The 22,530-nt window shown below is 33.1% G+C and carries 21 protein-coding genes; 8 read left to right on the top strand and 13 right to left on the bottom strand.

The window, feature by feature from the left end; all coding sequences use genetic code 11:
• Window positions 1-608 precede the first annotated feature (608 nt).
• Window positions 609-1,298 (top strand): S24 family peptidase, encoded by a 690-nt coding sequence (locus GQ596_RS03790; RefSeq protein WP_160400356.1) that lies wholly within the window; start codon window positions 609-611, stop codon window positions 1,296-1,298.
• Window positions 1,299-1,552: 254 nt separating this feature from the next.
• Window positions 1,553-3,388 (top strand): ABC transporter ATP-binding protein, encoded by a 1,836-nt coding sequence (locus GQ596_RS03785; protein ID WP_160400355.1) that lies wholly within the window; start codon window positions 1,553-1,555, stop codon window positions 3,386-3,388.
• A 69-nt stretch (window positions 3,389-3,457) separates the two neighbouring features.
• Here the strand turns inward: GQ596_RS03785 and dacB are convergent, their stop codons facing one another.
• Window positions 3,458-4,894: a serine-type D-Ala-D-Ala carboxypeptidase gene (dacB, locus tag GQ596_RS03780; protein ID WP_160400354.1), complete on the bottom strand. Its 1,437-nt coding sequence runs from the start codon at window positions 4,892-4,894 to the stop codon at window positions 3,458-3,460.
• 180 nt (window positions 4,895-5,074) lie between these two features.
• Between dacB and GQ596_RS03775 the strand changes: the two genes are divergently transcribed.
• Window positions 5,075-6,097: a TerC/Alx family metal homeostasis membrane protein gene (locus GQ596_RS03775; protein WP_160400353.1), complete on the top strand. Its 1,023-nt coding sequence runs from the start codon at window positions 5,075-5,077 to the stop codon at window positions 6,095-6,097.
• A gap of 29 nt (window positions 6,098-6,126) precedes the next feature.
• Here the strand turns inward: GQ596_RS03775 and cycA are convergent, their stop codons facing one another.
• A complete protein-coding gene (gene cycA, locus GQ596_RS03770; RefSeq protein ID WP_160400352.1) occupies window positions 6,127-7,500 on the bottom strand; it encodes a D-serine/D-alanine/glycine transporter in 1,374 nt (457 codons plus the stop codon).
• Between the two features lie 191 nt (window positions 7,501-7,691).
• Here cycA and mltA point away from each other — a divergent pair, with 191 nt between their 5' ends.
• The 3 genes from mltA to asmA all read left to right on the top strand — a co-directional run bounded on the left by mltA (window position 7,692) and on the right by asmA (window position 11,336).
• Entirely contained in the window at window positions 7,692-8,771 is a 1,080-nt protein-coding gene (mltA, locus tag GQ596_RS03765) for a murein transglycosylase A (RefSeq protein ID WP_160400351.1), read from the top strand.
• A 70-nt stretch (window positions 8,772-8,841) separates the two neighbouring features.
• Entirely contained in the window at window positions 8,842-9,423 is a 582-nt protein-coding gene (gene dcd / locus GQ596_RS03760) for a dCTP deaminase (protein ID WP_160400350.1), read from the top strand.
• A 32-nt stretch (window positions 9,424-9,455) separates the two neighbouring features.
• Window positions 9,456-11,336 carry an outer membrane assembly protein AsmA gene (asmA, locus tag GQ596_RS03755; protein WP_160400349.1) on the top strand — a complete coding sequence of 627 codons (1,881 nt, stop codon included), beginning with the start codon at window positions 9,456-9,458 and terminating at the stop codon, window positions 11,334-11,336.
• A gap of 53 nt (window positions 11,337-11,389) precedes the next feature.
• Here the strand turns inward: asmA and hslU are convergent, their stop codons facing one another.
• From hslU to sucC, 11 genes are all read right to left on the bottom strand, one after another.
• Entirely contained in the window at window positions 11,390-12,718 is a 1,329-nt protein-coding gene (gene hslU, locus GQ596_RS03750; RefSeq protein ID WP_160400348.1) for an HslU--HslV peptidase ATPase subunit, read from the bottom strand.
• Between the two features lie 21 nt (window positions 12,719-12,739).
• On the bottom strand, window positions 12,740-13,267 hold the full coding sequence (gene hslV, locus GQ596_RS03745; protein ID WP_160400347.1) for an ATP-dependent protease subunit HslV: 528 nt from the start codon (window positions 13,265-13,267) through the stop codon (window positions 12,740-12,742).
• A gap of 153 nt (window positions 13,268-13,420) precedes the next feature.
• Complete coding sequence (gene tolA, locus GQ596_RS03740) at window positions 13,421-14,551, bottom strand: cell envelope integrity protein TolA (protein WP_160400346.1); 1,131 nt, start codon at window positions 14,549-14,551, stop codon at window positions 13,421-13,423.
• A gap of 27 nt (window positions 14,552-14,578) precedes the next feature.
• The gene (tolR, locus tag GQ596_RS03735) at window positions 14,579-15,007 is read right to left on the bottom strand and encodes a colicin uptake protein TolR (RefSeq protein ID WP_370516482.1); all 429 of its coding nucleotides are present in this window, start codon (window positions 15,005-15,007) and stop codon (window positions 14,579-14,581) included.
• The gene (gene tolQ / locus GQ596_RS03730) at window positions 15,004-15,675 is read right to left on the bottom strand and encodes a protein TolQ (protein WP_160400344.1); all 672 of its coding nucleotides are present in this window, start codon (window positions 15,673-15,675) and stop codon (window positions 15,004-15,006) included. Before tolQ ends, tolR begins: the two co-directional genes overlap by 4 nt.
• Window positions 15,672-16,067, bottom strand: coding sequence for a tol-pal system-associated acyl-CoA thioesterase (gene ybgC, locus GQ596_RS03725; protein ID WP_160400343.1), 396 nt, complete (start codon window positions 16,065-16,067; stop codon window positions 15,672-15,674). Before ybgC ends, tolQ begins: the two co-directional genes overlap by 4 nt.
• Before the next feature lie 186 nt (window positions 16,068-16,253).
• The gene (locus GQ596_RS11245) at window positions 16,254-16,364 is read right to left on the bottom strand and encodes a cytochrome bd oxidase small subunit, CydX/CbdX family (RefSeq protein WP_160400342.1); all 111 of its coding nucleotides are present in this window, start codon (window positions 16,362-16,364) and stop codon (window positions 16,254-16,256) included.
• A 10-nt stretch (window positions 16,365-16,374) separates the two neighbouring features.
• Window positions 16,375-17,511: a cytochrome d ubiquinol oxidase subunit II gene (gene cydB / locus GQ596_RS03715; RefSeq protein WP_160400341.1), complete on the bottom strand. Its 1,137-nt coding sequence runs from the start codon at window positions 17,509-17,511 to the stop codon at window positions 16,375-16,377.
• 20 nt (window positions 17,512-17,531) lie between these two features.
• Entirely contained in the window at window positions 17,532-19,103 is a 1,572-nt protein-coding gene (locus tag GQ596_RS03710; protein WP_160400340.1) for a cytochrome ubiquinol oxidase subunit I, read from the bottom strand.
• A gap of 98 nt (window positions 19,104-19,201) precedes the next feature.
• The gene (sucD, locus tag GQ596_RS03705) at window positions 19,202-20,074 is read right to left on the bottom strand and encodes a succinate--CoA ligase subunit alpha (RefSeq protein WP_160400339.1); all 873 of its coding nucleotides are present in this window, start codon (window positions 20,072-20,074) and stop codon (window positions 19,202-19,204) included.
• A gap of 27 nt (window positions 20,075-20,101) precedes the next feature.
• The gene (sucC, locus tag GQ596_RS03700; RefSeq protein ID WP_160400338.1) at window positions 20,102-21,271 is read right to left on the bottom strand and encodes an ADP-forming succinate--CoA ligase subunit beta; all 1,170 of its coding nucleotides are present in this window, start codon (window positions 21,269-21,271) and stop codon (window positions 20,102-20,104) included.
• 177 nt (window positions 21,272-21,448) lie between these two features.
• Here sucC and fldA point away from each other — a divergent pair, with 177 nt between their 5' ends.
• On the top strand, window positions 21,449-21,961 hold the full coding sequence (gene fldA, locus GQ596_RS03695; protein WP_160400337.1) for a flavodoxin FldA: 513 nt from the start codon (window positions 21,449-21,451) through the stop codon (window positions 21,959-21,961).
• Between the two features lie 78 nt (window positions 21,962-22,039).
• The gene (gene fur / locus GQ596_RS03690; protein ID WP_160400336.1) at window positions 22,040-22,498 is read left to right on the top strand and encodes a ferric iron uptake transcriptional regulator; all 459 of its coding nucleotides are present in this window, start codon (window positions 22,040-22,042) and stop codon (window positions 22,496-22,498) included.
• Window positions 22,499-22,530: the final 32 nt, after the last annotated feature.

The raw sequence follows: 22,530 nt of genomic DNA, 5'->3' as shown, positions 1-22,530 counted from the left end.
ACTCTTCATTAGGATAGGTTACAAAACAAATTTTATGACAAAACTATTATACTCTTTTTATGGTGGGATTTCATGAATAGTTCAGAAATAAAAAAAGCCTGTATAAAACTATACAGGCAAACATGAAATATAAGGAATATAAGGAAAGAAAACAATGAAAAATCCTTACCACTCCTATTATCCATTTTTTTTCGCTTGAGTCAACGTTTTTATTTGTATTCTTTATTTATTTTTATCGGTTTAACTATTGCACAAAAAACAAAATAAATTAATAAAAAACATAAAAATAAACCATAAAAAATAGCTTTCAACAAATATTGATTAATATCAAATGCAATAAAAAAAAACAAAAAACATCATTCAAATAAACATTTTTAACAGAAAAACACGAAAAATCAAACAAAAAAAATAAGTTACCACTTTCACAAAAATGAGTTCAACGATAAAATAAAAACAGAAAAAAAATGAAAATAAAAGCATAAAATAAAAAAAACACGCCAATTAATGAATAAAAACACTTTAGATGTTTTTTCCACGATGTTTACTATTTAAAATCCCAAAAAATACTTTATAATTAATAAAATCACACAAAAAATAATGGGGCAAAGATGAAAGCAACAAAAAATAATAATGTCAAAACATTTAAAGATAGGTTACACAATTCAATGCAGGGGTTATCTGTTTCCGCTTTCGCTAAAAAATGCGATATGTCTGAAACAGTAATTAGAGATTATTTATCCGGAAAAACCTACCCTTCACTTACTCGTCTAGAAGTAATTGCTGAAAAATGTAATGTATCTTTCAATTGGCTTGCTACTGGTCATAGGCAAGAATTTGTGGACTCGAAAAATGAAGAAGATGTCTACAATGAAAATATTTATCGAATTCCTGTCTACAAAAAACAATTACCAACTAAAGAAGAAGCACAAAAAGAACGTTTTGTTAGAGAAACACCTCCGGTTATGAACTACCCTATTATTGAGGGTTGGGTAAAACATCGAGGCTTAGATGCAAAAAGATTAATCATATATTGGGCCAAAGGTGATTTAATGTCACCTGAAATAGAAAATAATAATGGTCTAATTCTTAATACTGAAATAAGTGATATTGTTGATGGAGCAATTTATTTAATTGAATATGAAGATATAACCTTTCTAAGAAAGGTACGCTTAACACTCAATGGATGGTTATTGATTTGTAATAATAGCCAACATCCTACCATCGAAGTACCCAAGAATGACTTTCATAAATATCATATTGTTGGACGTGTTGTACTAATTATTAAAGACATTTTTTAATGTTTTTAATAAATATATCAAATTCCAATACATAATCTAAAATTGAGGAAATATTTAACGTTTATTTCCTCATAGGTTTATTTAACATTTTTATCATCAAAAAACACAGGCATATAATTAAGCATTCTTTGTTTAACACATTAAATACAACCTTAGTCTTAGTGAAAAAAATTGTATTTATTTGCACTCCTTTCATTTTTCTATATTATTGACAACATCAACGGTGAAAATTTTTATTATTAATTAGGTCTAATATGTATCAATTTTTTGAAAAATTAGTGTCATCTTACCCAAAAGATGAACCTCAATCCATGTCTAAAAATTTTTTTAGTTTCATATGGCAATCAACCAAAGGAACTAGATTACTTTTACTGTTACTAATTATTTTTAGTGCCTTAGGTGGTGCTTTTGAAGCTTTTTTATACGCTATTTTAGGCAGAGTTATTGACTGGATTGCTTCTGTTGAACCTAACAAATTTTGGCAACAAGAAAAAACAACATTAGTACTATTAGCCTTAATCATTTTAGCAAGTACCATTATTATTGGACTACAAACTATTATTAAGCATCAATGCCTAGCTGGGAATTTTCCGATGAGAATGCGTTGGAATCTACACCGATTAGTGCTAAATCAAAGTATGCGTTTTTTTCAAAATGAGTTTGCAGGGAGAATATCAGCAAAAGTCATGCAAACAGCACTTGCGATTCGAGATACTTGTTTTTTAGTATCAGATATTTTTATCTATGTCTTGATTTCTTTTATTACTATGGCAACCATCATCGGGCAACTAAATATTTGGTTATTAATTCCATTTGTAACCTGGTGTCTAATTTATGGTATTGCCATGTATTATTTCATTCCCCGCCTAAGTAAAGTTGCTAGCATGCAAGCTGATGCCCGTTCTACAATGACAGGGCGAGTAACGGACGCCTATACCAATATTATGACAGTCAAACTATTTTCTCACTCGGGTAATGAGGCAAAATATGCACAGGAATCAATGGATGAGTTTTTAGTTACTGTTAATAAACAAATGCGTTTAGTCAGTACCTTTGAAATTGTTAATCATTTATTATCAGTTTCGTTAATACTAAGTACAACAGGCGTTGCCCTATGGTTGTGGACAAATCAATTAATTGGTGTTGGTGCAATAGCAACAACAACAGCAGTAGCGCTTCGATTAAATGGTTTTTCACACTGGATCATGTGGGAAATGACCGCCTTATTTGAAAATATTGGTGTTGTGAAAGATGGAATTAATACTTTTTCTATAACTAAAACAGTAGTCGATCAACCTAATGCATCTAAGCTTAATATAACTCAAGGAAAAATCGAGTTTAAACATATTAATTTCAGCTATGATGAAAAAAAACAAATTTCAATAATTCAAAATTTAGATCTAACGATAAAACCAGGTGAAAAAATTGGTTTAGTCGGTCGTTCAGGAGCAGGAAAATCATCGCTGATCAATTTGTTACTCCGTTTTTATGATTTACAAAGTGGCAAAATTATAATTGATGGGCAAGATATTACGACTGTCACCCAAGAAAGCCTACGAGCTCAAATTGGTATGGTGACACAAGATACTTCTTTACTGCATCGAACAGTTCGAGAAAACTTGCTCTATGGTAACAATCAAGCTACTGAAGAACAAATGATTACCGCAGCCCAAAAAGCACATGCTGATGATTTTATCCAAACATTAGTTGATGCAAGTGGTAGAAAAGGCTATGACGCATTTGTTGGTGAACGAGGTATAAAATTATCGGGGGGACAAAGACAACGAATAGCTATTGCACGCGTCATTCTTAAAAATGCTCCTATTTTATTATTAGATGAAGCAACAAGTGCCCTGGACTCTGAAATCGAACAAGCAATTCAAGAAAGCTTATACACGTTAATGGAAGGAAAAACAGTTATTGCCATTGCTCATCGTTTGTCAACTATTGCCGCAATGGATAAATTAATCGTACTCGATCAAGGTAAAGTTATTGAACAAGGAACCCACCAAGAATTACTGAAAAAAAACGGGTTATATGCACAACTTTGGAAACATCAAAGTGGTGGATTTTTAGGGAAAAATATTTAATTTAATACTTTACTAATAAATAAATCAGGACACATACCCATATAAAATCCATGTGTCCTTATTGAGCAATTAGTTCATAAAATTTTTATAAAATTCTGATTCAAATCGCATAATTGCACTATTTTTAGGACCATTTTGGCTATCTGCATGGTAACCCGATAATAACTGTACAAAAGCCATATATCTACCATCGGATTTTTGTATAAATCCAGCTAAATTATAGCATCCTTGAATATAACCTGTTTTAGCACGTATCAAGTCCTTAAAAGGTGCTTGGTTAAAGCTCTTACGATTTTGTAAAGTTCCATCAACCCCTGCTATTGGTAACTTTTCAATAATTTTTAATTGTTCGTTATGGGATGCAATATATTGTAAAACTTCCATTAATTTGTCAGCATTCACCAAATTTAATCGAGATAAACCAGAGCCATCAGCAATAACTAAGTTTTCAAGATCAATACCCGCTTTTTTACGTAAAATTTGTTTAACAGCATCGCCTCCATTACGCCATGTACCTTGGACATTATAATAATGCGCACCTAAAGTTCTAAAAATAGCATCCGCATATAAATTATTCGATTTTTTAAGCATTACAGTTAATAACTCAGAAAGAGGTGCTGACTGACTAGATGTTAATAAAGTTAACTTGGAATTAGTTTTTTGATTTCGTTCAGAAAGTGATCCTGTATAACTTATTTTTTGTTGCTTAAGCTCATTTTTTAAAATAGTAGAAAAATATTCAATACTATCAATTACAGCAAATTTTAATGGCATTTTATCCAAAGTAGTGGCAATACATCCCGATAGATAATATCGATTTTTATCCGAATAACTTACATCTAATTCACAATATTTATCATTTAAATCTTTACTATTGGCAGCAATAGTTTTCACATTACTTGTAATAACAACAGGAACATTAGATGATACAGAAACAGAAGCTTTAGAACCAATTTTACCGGGAGTAACGGTTGCATAAAAACAGTTATCATCAATAACAGCAGCTGATGGAGGTGCACTATAACATGCTGTTAAGTTATTCCATGACCACCCTTCAGCTTTATCATGACTTGTAAAAATTGAAGTATCTAAAATCACATTTCCTACAATTTTTTCAATACCTTTTTGACGTAAAGTAGCAATCATATTTTTTAATTGAGCTCTAGTAAGAGTTGGATCACCACTTAATTGAATAATTAGATCACCATTTAACTGCTTGTTACTTATTGAACCATTAGTTTGTATACGAGTTATAAATCTAAAATCACTGCCCAGTTCAAGTTGAGCTGCTAAAGCAGTTATTACCTTTTGGGTACTTGCAGGCTGTTTAAATTGTCCGCTTTTGTATTTTGCTAATATTTTAGGCTTAGTGCCCACAGATTGAACCAAAATGGATAAATCACTTCCTTTAGGTAAAGAAGATAGATAAGGTTCTACTGGTTGTGCATGTAATAATCCTGAAAAAAAAGGAAGGATGAAAAAAATAATTACCCTGAATTTTATCATGAATGTTGGCTCAAAATGTTATTAAATAAAAACAGTTAAATGTGAATTGCAAATATAACTTTTTTTGATATAGCTAGCAATATATACTCAAGCACTTTTATAATTATGTACTATTGAATTATTCAACATAATAAAAAACAAATTAACTCCATATAACTTTTAAAACTAGGTAATATAATTATGACTCAACATCCATTAGGTTTTCCAATAGAAACGATGCTAGTATTTATTGGGTTAGCCTTGGCTGCAATTATTATTGATTTATACGCTCATCATAGCAATAAACCTATCAATTTAAAAAATGCCATTATCTGGTCATTATTTTGGATAATAGTCTCATTAGCATTCGCTCTATTTTTATACATTCATCACGGAAGAGAGATAGCTAGTTTATTTATTACAGGTTACGTTCTTGAGAAAACTTTATCAGTCGATAATTTATTTGTAATTATGGCTATTTTTTCATGGTTTTCTGTACCAAATAATTATCGTCATCGCTTACTTTATTGGGGGATTATTGGTGCTATTATATTTCGTGCCATATTTGTTATTCTTGGTACAGGGTTACTATATTTAGGTCCTTGGATGGAGTTTGTGTTTTCAATATTGGTTGCTTGCACAGGAATAATGATGTTGAGGGGGCAAGATAATGAGCAAGATATAAAAGATTATTCAAATCACTTTGCATTTCGCATTGCTAAGGGTATTTTTCCATCTTATCCCAAAATTGTTGGTCATCACTTTTTATTATCACAAAAACAACTTGATGCTGAACTTATAAAACCTGAGAATAATAATTTAGTTGGTAAAATACCTAAAAGTTTTTTTTATGCTACACCGCTATTTTTATGTGTTGTTGTAATTGAACTTAGTGACGTTATGTTTGCATTTGATTCAGTTCCTGCTGTAATCGCTGTTAGTCAAGAACCATTAATTGTTTATAGTGCCATGATTTTTGCTATTTTGGGCCTCAGAACAATGTATTTTATTTTACAAGCAATGAAGCAGTATTTAGTTCACATCGGTAAAGCGGTTACCTGCTTACTTTTTTTTATTGCAGGAAAATTAGCTTTAAATGCAAGTAATCATCTATTTGGATATGGTATCGATATAGATGCAACCACAAGTCTTTATATCGTTTTAGGTATACTAACCTTAGGTATTATTGCCAGTATTATTTGGCCAGAAAGAAATAAAAATTAACAAATCATAGGCAGGTTTCCCTGCCTTAATTAGGAACGTTTTAAAGATCGAATGTAGTAACTCACGCCTAAAATAATAAACCAAATAGGCGTTGCAACTAATGCTTGACGAGTATCAGCTTCAAAACTAAGTAACAAAACCATTAAAGCAAAAAAAACCAAACAAACATAACTCATCAAAATTCCACCCGGCATTTTAAATTGAGATTGTTTATGCAAGTTTTGTTTTTTACGACGATAAGCAATATAAGAAATAAGAATCATCGACCAAATAAACATAAATAAAATAGCCGAAATTGTAGTTACTATGGTAAAGGCCTCCATTACATTAGGTACTAGATAAATCAACACAACTCCACCAAATAAACAAGTACACGAAAATAATAAACCATTTGCAGGAACTGAACGACTTGACAACTTACCAAAAGGCTCCGGAGCATCTTGTTTTTTAGCCAATCCAAATAACATTCTACTTGTTGAGTAAATACCGCTATTAGCTGAAGATGCAGCAGATGTTAATACAACGAAATTAATGATACTTGCAGCTGCAGGTAGACCAATTAAGGTAAATAATTCAACAAAAGGGCTTTTATTTGGTGAAATAAATATCCATGGTGTTACACTCATAATAATGATCAAAGCAAAAACATAAAAAAAGATAATACGCACAGGCACTGAATTAATGGCACGTGGTAAGTTTTTGTTTGGGTCAACTGTTTCTGCTGCAGTTGTACCAACTAATTCAATTCCTACAAAAGCAAAAATAGCAATTTGAAAACCTGCAAAAAAACCCATAAAACCATGAGGAAAAAATCCACCATATTCCCACAGATTCGAAAATGCAGCTGATGTATTAGTTTGTTCTGAATGAAAAGTAGTTAAAATCAGTACCAATCCAATGCCAATCAAAGCTAAAATTGCAATAATTTTAATCATTGAAAACCAAAATTCTGTCTCACCAAACATTTTTACTGTTAATAAGTTTAAGGTTAATAGCAAAACAACTGTTAACAACATTGGTATCCATGACTGTAATTCAGGAAACCAATGTTGAGCATATCCAGCAATAGCAACAACATCTGCAATCCCCGTAACAACCCAACAAAACCAGTATGTCCAACCAGTAAAAAAACCGGCCCAAGGACCTAAAAGATCATTAGAAAAATCACTAAATGATTTATAATTCAAATTAGAAAGAAGGATTTCACCCATCGCACGCATAACAAAAAATAAGATGAAACCAATAATCATATACACAAAAATAATAGAAGGTCCTGCAAGACTAATGGTCTTTCCTGACCCCATAAACAAGCCGGTCCCAATTGCTCCACTAATTGCAATTAATTGAATATGACGGTTAGAAAGGTTTCTCTTTAGATCATGCTTTGAGGATGTAATGCTCATCGCTATTATTTCCTTTTATTTTCACAATTTCGATTTTCTAAGAGTATAGGACTATAAAGTCTATAGAACAAAATCGCAAGCTGAATCGTTATGAAAAATTTTTATAGATTCATAATAATTATCTGTAGTCTCTTATAATATAATCTTGTAGCATAGCACTGTTTTATAACTTATTATAATTAATGACTAAGATGAAAAAAAACAACCACTACTATAGTTTTTACACTGTATGTATTTTTATTATGTTGTCGCTACTGACAGCTTGTCAAAGCAATACAAATCAAGGCCAACAGTATAGAAGTGGAAAATTACCATTACCACTTAATATCAGCTACCCACAACTACCTACTCCAGTTAACATTTCTGACTATGTTATCCAAGTTTCAAAAATAAAAGAAACATCACCATCTTTGTATCAAAAAAATGAACATATATATAAAGCGATTGACGCTTGGATTAACCGTTCATTAGGCTCTAATGAATTTAAAAAAGTCGGTTTAAATAGCTATGAAATGGCCGGCCAAGATAGCTACGGTAATGTTCATTTGACAGGTTATTACACACCTGTCATCAAAGCAAGACATTCTCCAACTACTGAATTCAGATATCCTATTTATAAAATGCCACCTAAAACAAAGAAAGAAAGACTACCAAATCGAGAACAAATTTATAATGGCGCTCTAACAGGGAAAGGGCTTGAAATCGCTTATAGTAACTCTTTAATGGATAATTTCATTATGGAAGTTCAAGGCAGTGCTTATATTGATTTTGAAGATGGTTCACCTTTGGTCTTTTTCTGCTATAGTGGTAAAAATGGACATGGCTATTCAAGTATTGGGCGCCTACTTGTAGAACAAGGCGAAATTGAAAAAGAAAAAATGTCGATACAAGCTATCAAAGATTGGGCTAAAAATAAAAGTGAAAAAAGGCTTAAAGAATTATTAATTCAAAACCGCTCATTTATTTTTTTCAAGCCACAACATAATGCTGAGGTAAAAGGCGCTGCTGCAGTACCTTTAGTTGCCAATGCCTCAGTTGCTTCTGATAAATCATTAATACCAATTGGTTCGGTGGTATTAGTTGATGTTCCTCTTCTTGATAACGATGGGCAATACCACGGTAAGAGAGAGCTCCGTTTAATGGTAGCACTTGATGTAGGTGGTGCAATTAAAGGACACCATTTTGACCTTTACCTCGGCATTGGAGATAAACCAGGTAAATTAGCAGGATACTATAATCATTATGGGCACGCATGGGTGATTAAACCTTAAACGACTGACATCGACGCAATCAAAAGAACCTGCTAGAATAAGGTTATATAAGCTCAATTAAGGATAACTCATGAGATTATGCGATCAAGATATCGAAGCATATTTACAAAATGGTAAATTAAAAATAACACCACAACCTGCAAGAAGCTTTATTAACGGTGCAACCGTTGATGTTAGATTAGGTAACCAATTTCGAACTTTTCGAGAGCATACCACCCCTTACATAGATTTAAGTGGACCAAAAGAAGAAGTCTCTGCAGTACTAGAACGGGTGATGAGTGAAGAAATAGTATTACCTGAAGGTGATGCTTTTTACCTTCATCCGGGTGAATTAGCATTGGCAGTAACATTAGAATCAGTGTCTATTCCTGACGATTTGGTCGGGTGGTTGGATGGTCGTTCGTCACTTGCTAGACTTGGACTAATGGTCCACGTTACGGCTCATCGTATCGATCCTGGTTGGCAAGGACAAATTGTATTAGAATTTTACAATTCAGGTAAGATCCCACTAGCACTTAGACCTGGCATGACAATCGGAGCACTTAGCTTTGAAACACTAACAGGTCCTTCTGCAAGACCATATAATAGAAGACAGGATGCAAAATATAAAGACCAACATGGAGCAGTCGCCAGTCGTATTGATAAAGACTAAACAGTTTATAACCTTAAAAAAGGAATATTAATATGATCAAAAAAATTTTGATTGCTCTATTTACCTTAATCTTAATTATCACAATAAGTATTGTTTCGCTTATTGTCTTTGTAGATCCCAACAATTTTCGTGGATTTATTTCTGATACGGTAAAAGATAAAACAGGTTATGAATTATCTATTAATGGAGATTTACGCTGGCATATATGGCCACAAGTAAGCATTTTAACCGACTCAATAAAACTATCTGACGATGGTGTTAAAAAACCCATTTTAACAGCAGATAATATGAGATTAGATGTTGAATTATTACCACTTTTCTCAAAAAAACTATCAGTTAAAAACATATTTATAAAATCAGCGGTTATTAACATTACTGACGAAAGTATAAACACTACTGAAAAAAATCAAACAAAAACACCATCCAATACTACCACTAATGAAACAACTAATTCAAAAAATCAAAAAAAACCATCTAATTGGGAATTTAACCTAAATAAATTTGAAGTTGCCGATAGCACTGTAACATTACAACATAATGATGAGATTATTAATTTTAGAAATATTAATCTATCACTAGAACAAAATAAAGATAAAAATATTTTCGTTGATTTAAAAGGTAATATAGATAAAAACCAACAAAATATATCTTATCTAGCACAGGCCTCAGTCGATTTAAATCAATTTCCAAAGCAAACAATAATCGATTTAAAAAAATTAGATTTTACTTACAAAGGCGTCAGTAATTCGGAAAAAGAATTAAAAGGTAATATTACTGGTATATTTAACTACCAACAACTCCCAATGTTACTAAAAAGCCAAAATTTATCGTTTTCAATTAATGAAAATGATTTTACTGGAGATATAAGTGCCGATTTAACAAATAAACCATATATAGATTTACAATTAAATTCAAATAAAATAGATCTGACTTCCTTTTTAGAAATAAATGAGAAGTCCGATAAAAAAGCAACTATTCAACAAACTTCACCTGTAGTATCAAATATCACAAAAAACGATAATGAATTAAGCTTTCTAAATACTTTTAACGCCAAAGCTAGGCTAAGTATTAAACAACTCAATTCAAACAAAATAACATTAAACAATGTTGATATTGTTCTCACAAATAATGATGGTATTGCAACAATTAAAAATGTTAATTTTGATTTTGCTAAAGGGCATGTAGCAGTAACAGGTATTGCAAATGGTAAACAAAAAAATACGCTAATAAAGCTTAATACCAAAATAACAAATATTGATTTAAATACATTTTTTAGCCAAATAAATATCACAAATGATTTAGAAGGTTTATTTAATGCTACAGGGAATATAGAAAGTAACAGTTTATCAAGCTCCAAATTATTAACTAACTTACACGGAAATTTAGAGATTTCAGTCACGGATGCTAGACTTAAAAACATTAATATTCAAAGCATTATACAAAATGCAGTAGCTCAATATTCAAAAGATATTATGACACCTGAAAACCAAGAAAAATACACCAAATTTCATAAAATTTCAGCAAATACCTACTTAAAACAAGGTAATTTAGAATTTACTACATTAAATGCTAATTCAGAAACACTTGACGTCATTGATGGTTCAGGAAGAGTTGAAATATTAAAACAAGACTTAGATATTAATTTAAACTTAAAAATGCTCGGAGGCTGGAATGGTAAAAGTGAAACAATTGGAAAGTTACAAAAATTAACAATACCTCTGCGTATTTATGGTCAATTTGCTAATCTTCATTATCAACTCAATATTGGTAAATTAGTTTCCGATGTACTTAGTGATAAATTGCAAGAACGTTTAAATAAACTCCGCGACAAATTAGAAAATCATGACTCCAGAAATAATTCAAAATCAAAAACAAAAGCAACCGATATCTTGGGAGAATTACTAAGAAAATAGCAATAAAAAAGGTGAATTAAACTCACCTTTTTTATATCAAGATTAAAACTACCTTATAAAATGAACTTGCTTAAATCTTCATCTGCTACAAGTTTGTCTAGATGATCACTTACATATTTAGCATCAATAGTGATAGTATTTCCATCAAGTTCACTAGCTTCAAATGAAATTTCTTCCATCAAACGTTCCAATACAGTATGCAGCCTACGAGCACCAATATTTTCATTTTGTTCATTTACTTGCCATGCTGATTCCGCTATTTTTCGAATACCATCAGGAGTAAAATCAATATTTACACCTTCTGTTGCCATTAATGCTTTATATTGAACAGTAAGAGAAGCATTTGGCTCAGTTAAAATACGTTCAAAATCTTCACTTGTTAGAGCTTGTAATTCAACCCTAATTGGCAATCTACCTTGTAATTCAGGAATCAAATCTGATGGATTTGCTGTTTGGAAAGCACCTGATGCAATAAACAAGATATGATCTGTTTTAACCGATCCATGTTTAGTCGATACAGTACACCCCTCAACTAATGGTAAAAGATCTCTCTGCACTCCTTCACGTGAAACATCAGGACCCGATGAATTACCGCGCTTGCAAACTTTATCTATCTCATCAATGAAAACTATGCCATTTTGCTCAACTGCTTCAATAGCTGCATGTTTGAGATCATCGGGATTAACTAATTTAGCTGCTTCTTCTTCAATGAGTTGTTTAAACGCATCTTTAATCTTCATTTTACGTGATTTGGTTTTTTGCCCACCTAAATTCTGAAACATTGACTGTAATTGATTTGTCATCTCTTCCATACCTGGAGGAGCCATAATTTCAACACCGATATTAACACCAGCTATCTCAATTTCTATCTCTTTATCATCAAGAGAACCTTCACGTAGTTTTTTACGAAAAGCTTGTCTTGCTGTTGAATCATTATTATTTTCAATTTGTCCCCAACCATCCTTAGCCGGTGCTACAAGCACATCCAAAATACGATCTTCAGCTAATTCTTCTGCTCGATTACGATTGCGTTCAATAGCTTCTTGGCGAATCATTTTTACCGCAGAATCAGTTAAATCACGAATAATTGAATCGACTTCTTTTCCTACATAACCAACTTCAGTGAATTTAGTCGCTTCAACTTTAATAAATGGTGCATGAGCTAATTTTGCTAAACGTCTTGCAATTTCAGTTTTACCAACCCCCGTTGGTCCAATCATAAGTATATTTTTAGGTGTAACTTCATGGCGTAATGTTTCATCAAGTTGCATACGACGCCAGCGATTACGTAATGCAATGGCCACAGAACGTTTTGCTTTATCTTGCCCTATGATATGTTGGTTTAATTCGCTTACAATTTCGCGAGGAGTCATTTCAGACATAATAATATTCTCTTTGTTCAATTAATAGTTGAGTTCTTCAATAGTTTGAAAGTTGTTGGTATATACACAAATATCACCAGCAATTGACAACGATTTTTGTACAATATCGTGAGCAGAAAGTGAAGTATTATCTAGTAGAGCACGAGCCGCCGCTTGAGCATAAGGACCGCCAGAACCAATAGCAATTAAATCATCTTCTGGTTGTATAACGTCACCAGTACCTGTAATAATAAGTGATGCACTTTCGTCAGCAACAGCCAATAAAGCTTCTAGTTTACGTAACATTCTATCTGTTCGCCAATCTTTAGCTAATTCAACGGCAGCTTTAGTTAAATGCCCTTGGTGCATTTCTAATTTTCGCTCAAATAGCTCAAATAAAGTGAAAGCATCGGCAGTACCACCAGCAAATCCTGCAATCACTTTGTTATTATATAAACGACGAACTTTACGGGCATTACCTTTCATAATAATACGTTCACCCAACGTGACTTGACCATCACCACCAATAACGACTTGCCCTTTACGACGGACACTGACAATTGTTGTCATGTTCTGTTCCTTTTTTAACTTAAATAATTTGATTCAGAATGGATAGACGATATATTGGGATGATTAATATAAATTCAATATTTTTATTAGAGAATATTGATAATTTATTGCAAAAAATTAGAAACTTTAGAAACATCGTGTCTGCATATAAAATTATTTCGGTTGAAAATCAATTTTCATTATTTTTACTTGATCATAAAATGCACTTGTAGGTTTTGGAATTACAGCTTGTTTAGTAGCAGAAAGTGCTTCTCGACATAATGCTTCATCACCACCTTTCGCAGTAACATCGAGTAATAAACCATCAGGCGCTATTTGAATTTCTAATACACAATTACGACCACTATATAATTTGTTGGGATTAATAAATTTATTACTAATAGCATTTTGAACCAAAGACTTATATTTATCAAGTTCTCCATCTGAAACGCCTTTACGGCTAGCCGATCCACCAGACGGACTAGGAGTACCAGATATCAACCCACCTAACAAGTTATCGAGTTCTTTATCTTTTTTAGCTTGTGCGGCTTTTCTTGCTTTTTCGGCAGCAGCTTTATCCGCCGCAGCTTTTTCAGCGGCTTGCTTTTTTGCTTGCTCTTCCTTTTGCTTAATTAGCTCTTCTTGTTTACGCTCATTTTCAATTTTTTGTTTTTCAATAAGTTCTCGCTCTGCTTTTGCTTTAGCCTCTTGTTCAGCTTTTTGTTTTGCTAGTTCTTCTTGCTTACGTTGATTTTCTTCACGCTGTTTATCTAATAATTCTCGCTCTGCTTTTAATTTAGCTTCTTGTTCAGCTTTCTGTTTTACAAGTTCAGCCTGCTCTTGCTCTAAGCGCTGTTTTTCAGCCTCCCTTTTTTGATATTCTAATTGTTCTTTAGCTTTTCGCTCCTCTTCTTCTTTTTGCCTTGCTATCTGTGCAGCTTTCGCTGCTTCAGCTTCTTTTCTCTGCAATTCCTCTACTTTTATGCGCTCTCTTTCTAATTCTTTAAGTCGTTGTTGCTGAGCCAGTTGTTGCTCTTGTAGCTCTCGAGCCTGATTATCTATTTGTTGCTGTCGTTGTTGCTCAGCTTGTTTTTGACTAACTTGAGTTTTTAATTGCCTTTGATACTGTTCAGTCATGACCGAAGGATCAACCATAATAGCATCTATAGAATTACCATTAGCGCTACCATAGTTAGCATCATTAGAATACATAGCTTTATAACCCAAAACAGTCAATAAAATTGCATGTAATATAACGGATATTATAATAGCTATACTTAATTTTGAATTTGGTTTATAAGACATTGCTGACATCTTGCTATATTATATTATTTAAATTGGTTGAGTCATTAATCCTACAGACTTAACACCGGCAGATTGTAATAAATTCAACGCTTTTATAATTTCTTCATATGGAACATCTTTAGCGCCACCGACTAAAAAAACAGCTTTTTCATTAAGAATCATCTGTTGCTTAACTTCTGCAATAATGTGTTCTTGTGGTAAATTACTTTGACGATCTTGATCAATAATCAACGTATATACACCTACACCAGAAACTTCAATAATAATCGGCTTATTTTCAGAAGGCGAAACCGTTTTAGACTCCGATGCTTCAGGCAAATCAACTTCAACACTTTGACTAATAATTGGAGCTGTTGCCATAAAAATAAGCACTAATACCAAAAGCACATCAAGTAAAGGTACTATATTGATTTCAGATTTAATTGAAAAACGTGATGAACGTCTACTCATAATTATTTCCTAACAGCAACAGCTTGGCGTTGTAAAATTGCTGAAAATTCATCAATAAAGTTAAGGTAGCTTTGTTCAATTCGACTAACTCTTAACGATAAACGATTATAAGCAAGTACCGCTGGAATAGCAGCAAATAAACCAATAGCTGTTGCAATCAATGCTTCAGCAATACCAGGAGCAACCAATTTTAATGTGGCTTGCTTAGCTTCACCCAAAGAAATGAATGCATGCATAATTCCCCAAACAGTCCCAAACAAACCAATATATGGACTAATGGATCCCACCGTGCCCAAAAAAGGAATATGTAATTCTAGGTTATCAAGCTCACGATTCATCGCTAAACGCATAGAACGCAATGATCCATCTAAAGCTGACTCAGCCATATTAGGGTTAATTTGATACAGTCTTGAAAATTCTTTAAAACCTGAATAGAAAATATGTTCTGTACCACTAATTTCTTCTTTATGAAATTTTGCTTTATCAAATAACACATTTAAATCATCAGCTGTCCAAAAATTATTATCAAATTGCTCAATTTGTTTTTTAGCTTTACCTAAAATTTTAGTTCTTTGAAATATAATAGCCCATGACATAATAGAAAAAGTAAGCAGCAGCAACATGACAGCTTGAACTAACAAACCTGCTTGCAAAAACAGATCAATAATATTCATATAAACTCCAAAACTAGTAACTTAGGAAGCCCACATGGCTTCATTTTCGTAATATTTACACAAGCAATAAGGACATCAGCTGTACTAATAACTTGGTTATTTTGATTAAAAATAGTCTGCTTAAAAACAATAGATGCCTTGCGAACTTGCCCAATGCAAGTCTCAATAGACAACATATCATCCAAACGAGCTGGAAAATGGTAACCAATATCCATCTTTTTTACCACAAAAGCAATACCTTCTTGTAATAACATTTGCTGGTTAATATTAAACTGTCTTAGTATTTCTGTCCTTGCTCGTTCATAAAAAGCAAGATAACGTGCATGATAAACTACACCACCAGCATCTGTATCTTCATAATAAACTCTTGCATTCCAATTGAATTTTTTCATATCAAAATCGCACTAACTATATTTGATTACATTATATCTAAATATAAAATTTGCTGCATTATGATATAAAAAAAAACAAATGAAAACAATTATCATTACAGTTTATTATTAATGGCTTCATGCAACAATTAAAAAGGTGACTAATAGCCACCTCTTTATTACTTTTATATTACTCTGTAAATAATATTATCTATTATTAGGTTCTTTTTCATTAGTGTCACGCTCTACCCATAAACCAACTACAACAGATAGCATGCATGCTGCAATAAGTCCGATAAGCCATAAAAAGTAATACATAACTCTTTCCTTAATAAAGTGAATGTTTATTATTTTCGATATGGTTTTTATCCAACCGTCCAAACATTTTTATATATGACCAAATGGTATAAAAAAGAACAATAGGCAAAAATATAAGAACAACAACAAACATAATATTAAGTGTTAATTGACTTGATGATGCATCCCATATTGTCAAACTCGCATTTGGCATGATGCTTGAAGGCATAATGAACGGAAAAGTTGCAATACCATAGGTAAATAAAACACATGCAATTGTTAATATAGATGAAACAAAAACTAATGCATTTTTATTTAAACCAGAAAAAAGAATAGTTAACAGTGGTAACACAATACCTAAAGCAGGCACTATCCATAAAATAGGATAATTCATATAATTAGCCAACCATGATGCATCAGTAGATACAGTTTTATTTAACGGTTGTGATGCTGCATTATAATCAATCACACTAGTAATTTCATAACCATGAATACCAAATGCAACCCAAACTCCCGCTAAAACGAAAGCAATTAACATAATTAAGCTAGCGATTTGTGTAGCCTTTCTGGCTCTTAAATAAAGTTCACCTGACGTTTTCATTTGTAACCATGCACCACCATGAGCAACAAATAGCATCAAGCTGACAACACCAGTCAATAAAGCAAAAGGGTTAAGCAAACCGAAGAAGTTACCATCATAAAATACACGATAAGAATTATCAAATCGGAATGGAACACCTTCTAATAAATTACCAAAAGCGACACCAAAAACCAATGCTGGCACAAAGCTACCAGCAAAAATACCAGCATCCCATAAATTACGCCATTTTGAACTTTCTAATTTACTGCGATAATCAAAACCAATTGGCCGAAAAAACAGCGCACAAAGCACTAAAATCATTGCAATATAAAAGCCAGAAAACGAGGCAGCATATGCCATAGGCCAAGCAGCAAATATTCCCGCACCAGCAGTAATTAACCAAACTTGGTTACCATCCCAATGAGGAGCAATTGCGTTTATCATAATTCGACGTTCAGTATCTGTTTTACCAATAAACGGTAATAAGATACCCACACCCATATCAAAACCATCTGTGACAACAAAACCGATTAAAACAACACTAATCAGTACCCACCAGATGACACGTACAATTTCGTAATCAATCATTGTATATACTCCCCTATGCTTTATTCTGATATTGGTTGTGTTTTTTCATAATAATAGTTGCCTGTACCTAAAGAGCTTGGACCTAAACGAGCAAACTTAAACATCAAGAACATTTCTGCAACCAAGAACAAAGTATAAAGCCCACAAATAAGCACCATAGTAAATAATACTTCACCTGGAGTTAAGGAAGAATTCGCTACGCCTGTTGGTAAAATATCTTGAATTGCCCATGGTTGACGGCCATATTCAGCCACAAACCAACCACATTCACAGGCTAACCATGGTAAAGGTAAAAATAGAATCAATAAACGGCATAACCAACGTTTTTCACCGATTTTGTTTTTATAAGTAGTCCATAAAGCGATACCTGTTCCCAAGATCATTAACAAACCAAAACCAACCATACCTCTAAATGCCCAAAATAATGGCCAAACAGCAGGAATTGAATCCTCTGTTGCTGCTTTGATATGTTCTTCCTTTGCTTGAGGAATAGTCAAATTATCCCGATCAGTGAAACGTTTGACCAAATAACCATAACCTAAATCAGATTTATTGTCTTCAAACGTTTTAAGAACTATTGGATCTTGACTTCCTTGCTGAATTTTTTCTAAATTCGTATAAGCTAAAATACCATTACGAATTCTAGTTTCATTATTTTTTAATATATCTTTTAATCCGATTACTTGAGTATCAAATGAACGAGTGGTCATTATACCCATTGCATAAGGAATCTCTATTGCAAATAAATTTTCTTTATTTTTTTGTGATGGAAAAGCAATAACATTAAATGATGCTGGCGCAGGTTGAGTTTCCCACTCAGCTTCAATGGCAGCAAGTTTAGCGGGTTGAACCGTTGTCATTTCGTGCCCCGCTTCATCCCCCATAATGGCAACAGCAATTGACATAATAAAACCAAATGTAGCTGCCACAGCAAAAGAACGTTTTGCAAATCCAATATCTCGTTTTTTTAGTAGATAATAAGAACTAATACTTAATACAAAAATCGCACCAGTTAAATAACCTGCTGCTACAGTATGAACAAATTTATATTGAGCAACTGAGTTAGTAATTAACTCGAAAAAATTAGCCATTTCCATACGTGAATTGATAGGGTTAAACTCAGAACCCACCGGAAACTGCATCCAACCATTAGCAACTAATATCCAAAGTGCTGAGAGATTAGAACCAAATGCAACACACCAAGTCACCATTAAATGTTTACCGCGACTCAATCTATCCCAACCAAAAAAGAATAAACCAACCATTGTTGATTCAAGGAAGAAAGCCATTAAACCTTCAATCGCTAATGGTGCACCAAAAATATCACCCACATAATGTGAATAATAAGACCAGTTAGTACCAAATTGAAACTCCATGGTTAAACCTGTTGCTACACCTACGGCAAAGTTAATACCAAACAATTTGCCCCAAAACTTCGTCATATCTTTCCAGACTTGCTTACCACTAACAACATATACGGTTTCCATAATTGCTAGCATAAACGCTAAACCTAGCGTTAATGGAACAAAAATAAAATGATACATTGCAGTAAGTGCAAACTGGAGGCGTGAAAGTTCTACTATATCTAACATAAGCGCTCCCTAATCCTTAAATGCTCACAAATTTTACGTTATTGACTGCCATTATACACTGATAATTACAGAATAAAAATTGATATACATCAAAAAATCTATATCTTAATTTGTTTGTTTACAGCATCGCCGATATCGGTAAGACTTTTTACAACTGTAATGCCTGCAGATTGCAATACTTTAGATTTTTCAGCCGCCGTCCCCTTATTTCCTGAAATAATTGCACCAGCATGTCCCATACGTTTCCCTGATGGAGCAGAAACACCTGCAATATAAGCTACAACGGGTTTAGTTACGTGTTTTTTAACGTATTCAGCTGCCTCTTCTTCGGCACTACCACCAATTTCACCAATCATAACAATGATTTCAGTTTTAGGATCTTGTTCAAGTAATGCTAAAATAGAAATAAAATCACTACCAGGAATAGGGTCACCGCCAATACCAACACACACAGATTGCCCTAAACCAATATCCGTTGTTTGTTTAACCGCTTCATAAGTTAATGTACCAGAGCGAGAAACAATTCCCACTTTCCCTGCTAAGTGAATATGTCCAGGCATAATACCTATTTTACATTCATCAGGAACAATAATACCGGGGCAATTTGGTCCGATCATAACAACATCATTTTGTTGTAATTTTTCTTTAACAACAAGCATATCTAAAGTTGGAATACCCTCAGTAATACAAACAATTAATTTAATACCTGCATCAATCGCTTCTAAAATAGAATCTTTACCAAATGCTGCTGGTACATAAATAACGCTTGCCGTCGCCCCTGTTGCATCAACAGCCTCTTTAACAGTGTTAAAAACTGGCAAACCTAAATGTGTTGAACCGCCTTTACCCGGTGTCACCCCACCAACTAACTTAGTACCATAATCAAGCGCTTGCTGTGAATGAAAAGTACCTTGACTACCGGTAAACCCTTGGCAAATAACTTTGGTTTCTTTATTAACTAAAATTGACATAATAACTATTCTCCATGCGTCCTATTATTAAGCAACAGCAACGATTTTTTGGGCCGCATCTATTAAACTTTCAGCAGTAATAATATTTAATTTACTTTTAGCGAGAATTTCTCTAGCAAGTACAGCGTTATTACCTTCAAGACGAACAACAACAGGAACAGTAAGACCAATTTCTTTAATTGCACTAATAATACCATCAGCAATTAAATCACAACGAACAATACCACCAAAAATATTAACCAAAATTGCTTTCACATTTTTGTCAGATAATATCAATTTAAATGCCTCTGCAACGCGTTCTTTCGTTGTGCCTCCACCGACATCCAAAAAGTTAGCTGGCTCACCGCCATACAGTTTAATAATATCCATAGTTGCCATCGCAAGACCTGCACCATTAACCATACAACCAATATTGCCATTTAATGATACATAGCTAATACCTTGTTTTGCAGCGATTGATTCACGCTCATCTTCTTGCGTTGTATCTCTTAAAACATTTAAGTTAGGATGTCTAAAAATAGCATTATCATCTAAAACCACTTTTGCATCTAAACAAATAAGTTCATCTGAATCAGTAATTACTAAAGGATTAACTTCGGCTAATGAAACATCATTTTCTAAAAAAAGCTTTGCAAAATTGACAAACAACTTTGTAAATTGGTTCACTAATTTACCTGTCAGCCCCAATTTGAATGCAAGCTCTCGAGCTTGAAAAGCACAAGGTCCAGTTAAAGGATCAAGCGAGGTTTTATAAATTAAATGTGGCGATTTTTCAGCAACACTTTCAATGTCAACACCACCTTCTGTTGAAGCCATAATAACAACACGCTTAGAGCTACGATCAACCACTGCCCCCAAATACAATTCCTTATCAATATTAGACGCTTTTTCAATTAAAATTTTGTTAACTGGTTGGCCTTTATCGGTTGTTTGATAAGTAACTAGATATTGCCCCAACCATTTTTCAGCAAACTGCTTTATCTCACTATAATTTTGAGTACAAATAACGCCACCGGCTTTACCTCGCCCTCCTGCATGAACCTGACATTTAGCCACCCAAGTACCTAAATCTTTCTGTGAAGATAACTCAGCTAATATATCTTGTACTTCACCAATTGAGTTACAAACGTATCCTTCAGGTACGGGTAAATTATATTGTTTAAAAAGACATTTAGATTGATATTCATGCAAGTTCATAAACGAATTCCACAGCCTAAGTTAACATAAAATAGACAACAATTTTAATTCAACATAAATAAATTGTATAGCAAATAATAACTTATGTTTAGCCTAAGTTAGGATTATTGCTGATAGTTAGTGACAATGATATACTTCTAAAAATATCTTAATATCGTAAATAGTAAAGGTAAAAATATGAAACAAGTTGGTATCTTTTTTGGTAGTGACACAGGTAATACAGAAAATGTAGCAAAACAAATCCAACTAGCTTTGGGTAATGACAAAGCTGACATTTTTGACATAGCCAAAACAACTAAAGAAGACATTGAGCAATATGATTATCTATTTTTTGGAATTCCAACTTGGTACTATGGTGAATCGCAAGCCGACTGGGACGATTTTTTTCCAAATTTAGAAAAAGTTGACTTTAACGGTAAAGTGGTAGCTATTTTTGGTTGTGGCGATCAAGAAGATTACGCCGAATATTTCTGTGATGCTATGGGTACACTTCGTGATATTATCGAACCTAAAGGTGCAAAAATTGTTGGGCATTGGTCAACTGAAGGCTATAGTTTTGAAGCATCAAAAAGCTTGGTTGACGACACTCACTTTATTGGTTTAGCGATTGACGAAGATCGCCAACCAGAATTAACTGAAGAACGCATCAACAATTGGGTTAATCAAGTCAAAATAGAAATGAAAATTTAATCTATTAAAACGATTTCTTTTATTTACCATATATAGTTTCTATAATGGTTAAATACTTATAACTTAACGGGAAGTAATATGACTAATCACGATAATGATAATAATGCAGCTCTGAAAAGCGCTGGTTTAAAGGTTACGTTACCACGATTGAAGATTTTAGAATTATTACGAGATCCTTCATGCCAACATATCACAGTAGAAGATCTTTATAAAAAACTACTTGATATGGGTGAAGAAATTGGGCTTGCAACCGTCTATCGTGTTTTGAACCAGTTTGATGATGCAGGAATTGTCACTCGCCATAACTTTGAAGGTGGCAAAGCAGTTTTTGAACTAGCGACACAACAACATCACGATCATTTAATTTGCTTGGATTGTGGCGAAGTGTTTGAGTTTCGCGATGATATTATCAATGCTAGACAAAAAGAAATCGCAGAACAATATGGTGTTAAGTTAACTTATCACAGCTTATACCTTTATGGGCATTGCCAATCTGGTAATTGTAAAGCGCATCCTGAACTTCATCACAAAAAATAAGCCTATTCCAATAGGCTTTTTGCTTATTTAAA

Source organism: Gilliamella sp. Pra-s60 (assembly GCF_009795755.1).
Classification (GTDB): domain Bacteria; phylum Pseudomonadota; class Gammaproteobacteria; order Enterobacterales; family Orbaceae; genus Gilliamella.
Note: the sequence above shows the minus strand (reverse complement) of the source record. Positions and strands in the feature narration are given on the sequence as shown.

Excerpts from the sequence above, each read along its gene's own strand:
- ybgC (WP_160400343.1), bottom strand. The coding sequence starts at position 16,067 with ATGAAAAAATTCAATTGGAATGCAAGAGTTTATTATGAAGATACAGAT.
- hslU (WP_160400348.1), bottom strand. The coding sequence starts at position 12,718 with ATGTCTGAAATGACTCCTCGCGAAATTGTAAGCGAATTAAACCAACAT.
- dacB (WP_160400354.1), bottom strand. The coding sequence starts at position 4,894 with ATGATAAAATTCAGGGTAATTATTTTTTTCATCCTTCCTTTTTTTTCA.
- GQ596_RS03775 (WP_160400353.1), top strand. The coding sequence starts at position 5,075 with ATGACTCAACATCCATTAGGTTTTCCAATAGAAACGATGCTAGTATTT.
- tolQ (WP_160400344.1), bottom strand. The coding sequence starts at position 15,675 with ATGAATATTATTGATCTGTTTTTGCAAGCAGGTTTGTTAGTTCAAGCT.
- fur (WP_160400336.1), top strand. The coding sequence starts at position 22,040 with ATGACTAATCACGATAATGATAATAATGCAGCTCTGAAAAGCGCTGGT.
- asmA (WP_160400349.1), top strand. The coding sequence starts at position 9,456 with ATGATCAAAAAAATTTTGATTGCTCTATTTACCTTAATCTTAATTATC.
- GQ596_RS03785 (WP_160400355.1), top strand. The coding sequence starts at position 1,553 with ATGTATCAATTTTTTGAAAAATTAGTGTCATCTTACCCAAAAGATGAA.
- cycA (WP_160400352.1), bottom strand. The coding sequence starts at position 7,500 with ATGAGCATTACATCCTCAAAGCATGATCTAAAGAGAAACCTTTCTAAC.
- fldA (WP_160400337.1), top strand. The coding sequence starts at position 21,449 with ATGAAACAAGTTGGTATCTTTTTTGGTAGTGACACAGGTAATACAGAA.
- GQ596_RS03710 (WP_160400340.1), bottom strand. The coding sequence starts at position 19,103 with ATGTTAGATATAGTAGAACTTTCACGCCTCCAGTTTGCACTTACTGCA.
- GQ596_RS11245 (WP_160400342.1), bottom strand. The coding sequence starts at position 16,364 with ATGTATTACTTTTTATGGCTTATCGGACTTATTGCAGCATGCATGCTA.
- sucC (WP_160400338.1), bottom strand. The coding sequence starts at position 21,271 with ATGAACTTGCATGAATATCAATCTAAATGTCTTTTTAAACAATATAAT.
- GQ596_RS03790 (WP_160400356.1), top strand. The coding sequence starts at position 609 with ATGAAAGCAACAAAAAATAATAATGTCAAAACATTTAAAGATAGGTTA.
- tolA (WP_160400346.1), bottom strand. The coding sequence starts at position 14,551 with ATGTCTTATAAACCAAATTCAAAATTAAGTATAGCTATTATAATATCC.
- sucD (WP_160400339.1), bottom strand. The coding sequence starts at position 20,074 with ATGTCAATTTTAGTTAATAAAGAAACCAAAGTTATTTGCCAAGGGTTT.
- mltA (WP_160400351.1), top strand. The coding sequence starts at position 7,692 with ATGAAAAAAAACAACCACTACTATAGTTTTTACACTGTATGTATTTTT.
- cydB (WP_160400341.1), bottom strand. The coding sequence starts at position 17,511 with ATGATTGATTACGAAATTGTACGTGTCATCTGGTGGGTACTGATTAGT.
- dcd (WP_160400350.1), top strand. The coding sequence starts at position 8,842 with ATGAGATTATGCGATCAAGATATCGAAGCATATTTACAAAATGGTAAA.
- hslV (WP_160400347.1), bottom strand. The coding sequence starts at position 13,267 with ATGACAACAATTGTCAGTGTCCGTCGTAAAGGGCAAGTCGTTATTGGT.